The following is a 4,943-nucleotide window of genomic DNA, read 5'->3' as shown; positions in this document are numbered from 1 at the left end:
CGGATGGCGGAAGCGGAATGCCGGTGCACGTCGGCGATCTCGCCCGGCAGGATCAGCTGGATGCCGGCGAACAGCGAATTGGTCACGCGCGACTTGCCGGGCATGCCGGGATTTTCCAGCACCAGCACGCGGCGCTCGGCCTCCTCGGTGCCGATCACCTCGCCGGCTTCCAGCATCAGCCGCTTGACGTCGGAAAACTTCCAGGTCGCCGGCTGGATTTGGGTCTTCGGCTCCGGCGTCACCAGGTCCTTGAGCACCTCCCAGAGCGGCGCCATGTGGAACTTGGAAATCTTGTCGTAATAGGCCTTCCGCGCCGCCTGCACGTTGTGTTTGGCGCCGGGCTGGGCCTGTTCACTCGCGGTTGCGACCGCCATGGAGATGCTCCCTGAGAACCGATTGTTGTATTTGTAACTACTATACCGCAAGTCGGCGGCAACCGGAATAGCCCGGAAAATGCCTGCCGGGCTTGGCCGTTAGCTAATTATTGACCGCGCCGCCGTCCACCACCAGCGACTGGCCGGTGACGAAGTCGCTGTCGCTGGAAGCCAGGAACACCAGCGCGCCGAGCAGGTCTTCCGGATAGGCGTCGCGCTTGAAGGCGCGGCTGTTGCGCACCGGCACGCGCTCCTCCTCGACATGGGTGGCGTTCTGCAGCCCGGTGTCGCTCAGGATATAGCCCGGCGACAGCGAGTTGACCGCGATGCCGTATTGGCCGAGCTCGCGCGACAGCGCGCGCGTGAAGGCGAGGATCGCGCCCTTGGAGGTGACGTAAGGCAGCATGCGCGGCACGCCCTTGTAGGGCGCGCCCGAGGCGATGTTGATGATCTTGCCGCTGCGCCGTTCCACCATGTGCGGCGCAACATGACGCACCATGAGATAGGATCCGCGCACGTTCACGGCCATGACCTTGTCCCACAGATCGGTATCCCATTCGTTGAAACTTCTTGGCGTAAGCGTGGAATAGACCGCCGCGTTGTTCACCAGCACGTCGATCTGCCCGAAATGCTCGATGGTCTGCGCCACCAGGTTCTTGACCGCCTTCTCGTCGCTGACGTCGAACTTCACGCTCGCTATCGCTTCTGCGCCATGACGGCCGGCGATCTCCTCCGCGAGGGTCTTGCCGTCGGCGATATCGGCGATCATCACGCGCGCGCCTTCGGCGGCGAGCGCCTGCGAATAGTGCCGGCCGATGCCCCTGGCGCCGCCGGTGACGATCGCGGTCTTGCCCGCAAGTCTTCCCGGTCCAAGCCTTGCCATGCGTTTCTCCGTGCGTGACGGCCAAATTCTTATCAGCTATGAAGCACAAAACCGAGGGGGCGTTCCATGCCGCGTGATACCGCCGACCGCCTGGAGATCCGGGCGCTGATCGAAAACTGGGTTCTGTGGCGCGACGCCCGCCTGTGGGACCGCTTCCGCACCGTCTGGCACAAGGACGGGCAGATGTGGGCGACCTGGTTCCAGGGCTCCTACGAGGAATTCATCAAGGTCAGCCAGGAGGGTTACGACAAGGGCGTGCGCATCATGCACATGCTCGGCGGTATGAGCATCGACATCAAGGGCAAGCGCGCCATCGCGCAGACCAAGATGACGATCTCGCAGCGCGCCAAGGTTGAGGACGTGCTGTGTGACGTGGTGTGCACCGGGCGTTTCTACGACTTCCTGGAAAAGCGGAAGGGCAAATGGGGCCTCGTGCTGCGCCGCCTCGCCTATGAGAAGGACCGTATCGATCCGGTCGACCCGGCGGCCAAGCTCACGCTCGACCAAAAGCATTTGGCGAAATTCCCCGAAGGCTATCGGCACCTGGCCTATCTGCAGAGCAAGATCGGCTACCCGATCAAGCTCAATTTGCCCGGCCTCGACGGGCCAGACCTCGATGCGCTTTATGCCAAGGGCGAGGCCTGGCTGATGGGAAAGAAGCTGTAAGCGGCTGTGCGGCGGCGTGTCGCGCGCCTGGGAATGACAAAAATCAAACGCACCGGCGAGGGGTTGGCGTACACGTGCAGAAGTGCGACTTTGGCTATTAAAGTCGGGGATCAAACCATTCGGGGGGCGTCATGTCTTCTTTGGCTGCCAATTTCAACCTGTTCGACGAATACAACATTCTCCGCATGATCTGCGGCCTGTTCCTGATCCCACATCTCTACGCCAAGTTCTACGTGCCGGCCGCCCTCGGCTTCTTCGTCGCCGCCGGGTTCAAGCCGCCCAAGTTCTGGATGTATCTGGCCGGCGTGATCGAGTTCTTCCTGGCGATCGGACTGATCTTCGGCATCTTTGTCACCATTTCGGGCGCGGTCGCCGCCGTCCACCTTGCGGTCGCCGCCGTCGGCGTCTATCGCGTTACCGGCAAATATCTGTGGAATATCGGCGGTTACGAATTCTGCCTGTTCTGGGCGATCTGCTGCTGGGTGGTGGCGATGCACGCCTATTACGCCGGCGGCATCTGGAATTGAGATAAACCTGTCTCACGTGAATTCTACTCGAAAGGAAGTCCGACCCATGGCTAGCGTCCTGTTTTCTCCGATCACCTTGCGCGGTCTCACACTGCCGAACCGCGTCGTGGTGTCGCCGATGTGCCAGTACAATTCCAACAACGGCTCGGCCAACGATTGGCACCTCATGCATCTCGGCAACATGTCGCTCGGCGCCGCCGGGCTGGTGATGACCGAGATGACCGACGTCAATCCGCAAGGCCGCATCTCGCCGAAATGCGCCGGCATGTATTCGGACGAGAACGAGGCCGCGCTCAAGCGCGTGCACGATTTCTGCCGGCAGTATGGCGTGGCCAAGCTCGGCGTGCAGCTCGCGCATGCCGGCCGCAAGGCCCCGACCACCCCGCCGGCGGCCGGCGGCAAGCCGATCCTGGAAGGGCCGGACGCCTGGACGCCGGAAGCGCCGTCGGCGATTCCCTACGACACCGGCTGGGCGGTGCCGCACGCCATGACCAAGGACGACATCAAGCGCTGCGTCGGCGAATTTGCCGCCGCCGCCAAGCGGGTCGACCGCATCGGCTACGACGTGATCGAATTGCACGGCGCGCACGGTTATCTCGGTCATCAGTTCCTCTCGCCGATCTCCAACAAGCGCACCGACGAATACGGCGGCTCGCTGGAGAACCGCATGCGCTTCGTCATCGAGATGTACGAGGCGGTGCGCGCGGTGTGGCCGGAGGCAAAGCCGATCGGCCTGCGCGTGTCGGCGACCGACTGGGTCGAGGGCGGCTGGACGCCGGAGGAAACCGTGGTGCTCGCCAAGGAGATGAAGAAGCGCGGGCTCGACTATATGGACGTGTCGTCCGGCGGGCTGTCGCCGGCACAGAAGATTCCGCTCTCGGCCGGCTACCAGGTGCCGTTCGCCGAGAAGGTGAAGAAGGAGACCGGCATCAACACCATGTCGGTTGGTCTGATCGCCGGCTATCAGCAGGCGGAGGACATTCTTCAGCAGGGCAGAGCCGACCTGATCTGCATCGGCCGCGCCGCGATGTGGGATCCGCGCTGGGCCTGGCACGCGGCCGAGGAGCTCGGCGCCGAGGCGCCGTACGCGCCAAAAACGATGGCCTGCCACCCGAAGCTGCGGCCGCAGCTGTTCCCGAAGCGGGCGCAGCCGGCGGGGTGACCCTATCGCCAACGCGGAGGCAATATGGATGCCGCGCGCGTTGGTTTAGCCAAACCAAAGTTGCAACTGAATTTGCCTAGCTCTACGCTCAACCCAATTTTGGGTTGGGGATCGACCATGGCATTTACCAGCGGCTGGCGAGTTTTTCTTTTCGCGATTTTGTCGCTTTTCATCGCATCCGTGGGACAAGCTGGTGCGCAGAACGCTCCGGCAAAGGTGCGTATTTTTCAAGAGAACGCTGTTTGCCCGGAGACAAATATTCCTTGTCGAACCAACCGAAATCTGGCGCTGGTATTCGTTCATGGCCTGACGGGCGCCAGCGGGACTTGGCTCAACTCGTCGACATCTAAGTCCTGGCCGAAGATGATCTCGCAAGATACCGAGCTTGCCGACTACGACGTGTTCCGCGTCGATTTCGACAGCTTTGCGCTGGCGAGCAGCCCGTCGATATCCGAGATCAACGACGAATTTGCAATCATCATCGACAAACTGGCATCGTCTGGCTATCGGCACGTCGCTTTCATCGCGCATAGCCTCGGCGGCCTGATTGTTCAGCGATATTTGTCCGACGTGATTGGGCTCGGCGGACACACTGCACTGAACAAATTCCGAATCGTATTTTTCCTTGGAACGCCACAGAAAGGCTCAAGCCTTGCGAACTATGTCAGTTTCGTGTCGCGTAATCCGCAATTGAGAGTATTGAAATCCTACAACGAGAATGATTTTACGCAGTTTTTGCAAAAAAACACGCAAGGGATATCAAGCAAGCATGATGCGCAACTCTGTGCGACATTGAGATTCTTTGCTGCGTATGAAGGAAGAACTACAGACGGACTAATGATTGTCGAACGGGATAGCGCGGTCGCGATAAGTCATGCCTGTCAGGAATATCCATTGAATCATGTCGAAATTTCAAAACCGGCGGATGAGAGCAGCAATCTTTACAAAGACGTGAAGGAACTTCTTGTCGCATGCGCGGCGCAGCACAGAAATGTATGCCCGCCGCCGCGACAGGAGGTAGGATGCGCCAATCCGAATGCCAGCGGCATTCGCAACGATTATCCCAAGTGTGAATTCCGCGCGTGGTCCAACGTCTTTCGCTCTCGCTGACGGCTAGATCCTCACCCGCTTGACGAACTTCACGAAGGCCGCGAGTTGCAGCTTGATGGCGTCCTTGGCGGCTTGATCGATCAGTTCGCCGGTCTTCTCGTCGAACTTCTTGGCGGCCATGTTGACGAACACTTCCGGCTTGCCGAACATCTGGGCCTCGATGGCGGTCAGCGCCATGCGCAAATGATATTGCATGCGCCCGCCGCCGAGCAGGCCGGGCG

General features: G+C 60.8%; 5 protein-coding genes and 2 pseudogenes. 4 read left to right on the top strand and 3 right to left on the bottom strand.

All coding sequences use genetic code 11. The features are described from left to right. Both HY852_RS07235 and HY852_RS07230 read right to left on the bottom strand, forming a co-directional pair. Window positions 1-374: pseudogene (locus tag HY852_RS07235) on the bottom strand (hypothetical protein); the annotation flags it as partial. Between the two features lie 103 nt (window positions 375-477). Continuing rightward, complete coding sequence (locus HY852_RS07230; protein ID WP_291603717.1) at window positions 478-1,257, bottom strand: SDR family NAD(P)-dependent oxidoreductase; 780 nt, start codon at window positions 1,255-1,257, stop codon at window positions 478-480. Window positions 1,258-1,323: 66 nt separating this feature from the next. Between HY852_RS07230 and HY852_RS07225 the strand changes: the two genes are divergently transcribed. From HY852_RS07225 to HY852_RS07210, 4 genes are all read left to right on the top strand, one after another. Beyond that, entirely contained in the window at window positions 1,324-1,923 is a 600-nt protein-coding gene (locus HY852_RS07225) for a nuclear transport factor 2 family protein (RefSeq protein WP_291603716.1), read from the top strand. 131 nt (window positions 1,924-2,054) lie between these two features. Continuing rightward, window positions 2,055-2,450 carry a DoxX family protein gene (locus HY852_RS07220; RefSeq protein ID WP_291603714.1) on the top strand — a complete coding sequence of 132 codons (396 nt, stop codon included), beginning with the start codon at window positions 2,055-2,057 and terminating at the stop codon, window positions 2,448-2,450. Window positions 2,451-2,496: 46 nt separating this feature from the next. Further along, on the top strand, window positions 2,497-3,612 hold the full coding sequence (locus HY852_RS07215) for an NADH:flavin oxidoreductase/NADH oxidase (protein WP_291603713.1): 1,116 nt from the start codon (window positions 2,497-2,499) through the stop codon (window positions 3,610-3,612). A 24-nt stretch (window positions 3,613-3,636) separates the two neighbouring features. Next, window positions 3,637-4,722, top strand: coding sequence for an alpha/beta fold hydrolase (locus HY852_RS07210; RefSeq protein WP_291603712.1), 1,086 nt, complete (start codon window positions 3,637-3,639; stop codon window positions 4,720-4,722). Window positions 4,723-4,725: 3 nt separating this feature from the next. Here HY852_RS07210 and HY852_RS07205 read toward each other — a convergent pair. Continuing rightward, window positions 4,726-4,943 (bottom strand): annotated as a pseudogene (locus tag HY852_RS07205) (hypothetical protein); the annotation flags it as partial.

The organism is Bradyrhizobium sp., from assembly GCF_016213215.1.
Lineage (GTDB): Bacteria > Pseudomonadota > Alphaproteobacteria > Rhizobiales > Xanthobacteraceae > Bradyrhizobium.
The sequence above is the reverse complement of the archived record's forward strand: the minus strand, read 5'-3'. Positions and strand labels throughout refer to the sequence as shown.

Bases quoted from the DNA above. Each gene is read 5' to 3' on its own strand.
- HY852_RS07215 (WP_291603713.1), top strand. From the start codon at position 2,497: ATGGCTAGCGTCCTGTTTTCTCCGATCACCTTGCGCGGTCTCACACTG.
- HY852_RS07220 (WP_291603714.1), top strand. From the start codon at position 2,055: ATGTCTTCTTTGGCTGCCAATTTCAACCTGTTCGACGAATACAACATT.
- HY852_RS07225 (WP_291603716.1), top strand. From the start codon at position 1,324: ATGCCGCGTGATACCGCCGACCGCCTGGAGATCCGGGCGCTGATCGAA.
- HY852_RS07230 (WP_291603717.1), bottom strand. From the start codon at position 1,257: ATGGCAAGGCTTGGACCGGGAAGACTTGCGGGCAAGACCGCGATCGTC.
- HY852_RS07210 (WP_291603712.1), top strand. From the start codon at position 3,637: ATGGATGCCGCGCGCGTTGGTTTAGCCAAACCAAAGTTGCAACTGAAT.